This is a genomic window from Xenorhabdus kozodoii (assembly GCF_002632875.1).
GTDB lineage: Bacteria > Pseudomonadota > Gammaproteobacteria > Enterobacterales > Enterobacteriaceae > Xenorhabdus > Xenorhabdus kozodoii.
In genome coordinates, this window is sequence record NZ_NJCX01000064.1 from 1 (window position 1) to 2,269 (window position 2,269).

A 2,269-nucleotide genomic window follows, 5' to 3' on the forward strand; every position below is an offset into this window, starting at 1 on the left:
AAAAATGTATACGCTGGGTGAATTTGTAGCAGGTAAAGCCTGTTCGGATAACAAACGAGAAAATGCCTGCTATTTTGAAAGTACGGCTGAAACAAAACCTGTCAGCGATGGCGATAATACGATAGAATTAAAAATTACTATTCCTGAAAGACCGTTTATTGCGAAAGAATATCCAATTGGTCATCCTGACGACCCATTTGAAAAAAATAAAATTGAATCTGAAATTCAGGGCAGACTTTCTAAAACAACCGTTCCCGATCAGGGCGGTGCAAGTTTATGTGGTCCTGCGGCATTTTTTTATTGTTTACAAATGGACAGACCAGATATTTATGAGCAAGCTGCCCGTGAGTTATGGGAACATGGGAAAACCAAAATTGGTCAATTAGAAATCAAACCGGGTGACGGCTGCCGACATCCTAAAGGTTCATTTTATAATCAGTACGGTGCAAGAATATCTGGGTTAGACTGGTTGACATTAGCGAGTTTAAGAGATTCAGAAAATATCATTTTTAGTTATGATGAAGTTGATGATCAGGTTGCTGGTATTACAATGTGGGAAATGTTAACAGAATGGTTTGAAAAGTCTGGTTATGAAAAAGTTTTTAGTAATGTCGGATTATCTCATTGCAATATGAATGATTTAATGGTTCTTAATGATTACGCATCGCAAGGATATAAAGTAATTACATTGATATCTGACACTATGTTAGGAAGGGGACGAAGTAATGGTGTTAAATATAAAAGTCATTGGATTGTATGGAATGGAGTAGTAAAAGAAAATAAACAACAAGTTGAACTTGAATTATTTTCATGGGGTGATACATATCAACAAATAAAAAGCAACACTACAATGGATTCCTTTTTGAATCAATTATTCGGAGGAGTGGTTTTTAAACCACTACAATAAAATGAATAAATATTTAATGATAATGGCTGTTTTTTTTCTCACTGCCTGTGGTAGTTCCGTTTCATTTTCACCTAAAGAAAACGAACTACCTGATGCTAAAGTAGGTGAGTCGTATTATAGCACTATAAATATAGAGGGTGGACGTGTTATAGGGATGCTAGCTGGTAATAGTGTAAAACCGGATGATTTAGGACTACATGCCCAACATTGTGAATTACCTAAAGAGGTGATAACTAAAAACACCATATCAACAAAGGATAATAACTGCATCATAATAAGTGGTATTCCTGCCAAGGCAGGAACGGCAACAGTTAATATACATGGAGCTATCTATGGTAATATGTTTAAAAGCTCCGAGGAATTTAATAAAATCTACACTATAAAAGTAAAAAATAAATAGCCATTAGCAAAATGGCGATTTAAGTCGCCATTTTTATATTTTTGTATGTTAGCTCAACATAATCAGGATTCTTTCTTATTATTTTTCATAGTGTTAAAAAGTTATTTATTGAAAAATAACTATTCCGAAAAAACACCATGAAAAAACCTCTCGAATTACGCCAACAGAAAGCCGATTTAACCAACCAGATGCGCTCGCTGCTTACCAAAGCCGAAAGCGAAAAGCGCTCACTGACTACCGATGAAGCGAAACAGTTCGACAAGCTACGTAATCAGTCCGATGCGCTCAATGTCGAAATTGCCCGTTATGAAGCCCTATCTGATGAAGAACGCAGTCAGGCGGGTAAAACCCAGCCTACCAGTAAAACACTCAGCAATGATGAACTGCGCCACTACGTTCTGACCGGAGAAAACCGTTCCTTGTCTACAGGCGTTCCGTCAGACGGCGGCTATACCGTTACAGTAACCGATGGGGACACTATCGGCTGCAATACCTGAAAGCGAATCCGTTATGTGTCCACTGCCTACAGCAAGATATCTATACCCCTGCAACGATTGTGGATCACATTATCCCGATACAGGGTGAAGCTGATGTGTTGTTCTGGCCTGAATCCAATCATCAATCGTTATGCCAGCCCTGCCATAACCGCAAGACCGTACAGACAGATCCTATCACCAAAGCGAAACGTAAACAGGGTATCTATCAGGAACGGGAAACCGAAGCGGCAAAGCGTCGCGGTTGGTTAGTGGCAGAATAATAACAAATGAAATAGTGGGTGGGGGTATCAAAAATGACAAACGCACTTCTCAGCGGAACCGACCCCCACCTCAAATTTTTACGCACGGCACTTTTTTTGAAAATAAACTAGATAGTGTCGTCATGAAAAATTTGTGCGATGATAATGCCTTATCATTCCATCATAAGAGTCGATTAACCATGAGTACACCCGCACACCGCCGCCA

General features: G+C 39.0%; 2 protein-coding genes and 2 pseudogenes. All 4 read left to right on the forward strand.

From position 1 onward, the window contains the following. On the forward strand, window positions 1-907 hold a 907-nt coding region (locus Xkoz_RS21450; protein WP_099143496.1), incomplete at its 5' end, for a hypothetical protein. 16 nt (window positions 908-923) lie between these two features. Next, window positions 924-1,307: a hypothetical protein gene (locus Xkoz_RS19000; protein WP_141554453.1), complete on the forward strand. Its 384-nt coding sequence runs from the start codon at window positions 924-926 to the stop codon at window positions 1,305-1,307. A 137-nt stretch (window positions 1,308-1,444) separates the two neighbouring features. Next, window positions 1,445-1,765: pseudogene (locus Xkoz_RS19005) on the forward strand (phage major capsid protein); the annotation flags it as partial. After that, window positions 1,765-2,064: pseudogene (locus tag Xkoz_RS19010) on the forward strand (HNH endonuclease); the annotation flags it as partial. The pseudogenes Xkoz_RS19005 and Xkoz_RS19010, both read left to right, overlap by 1 nt. Window positions 2,065-2,269 lie beyond the last annotated feature (205 nt).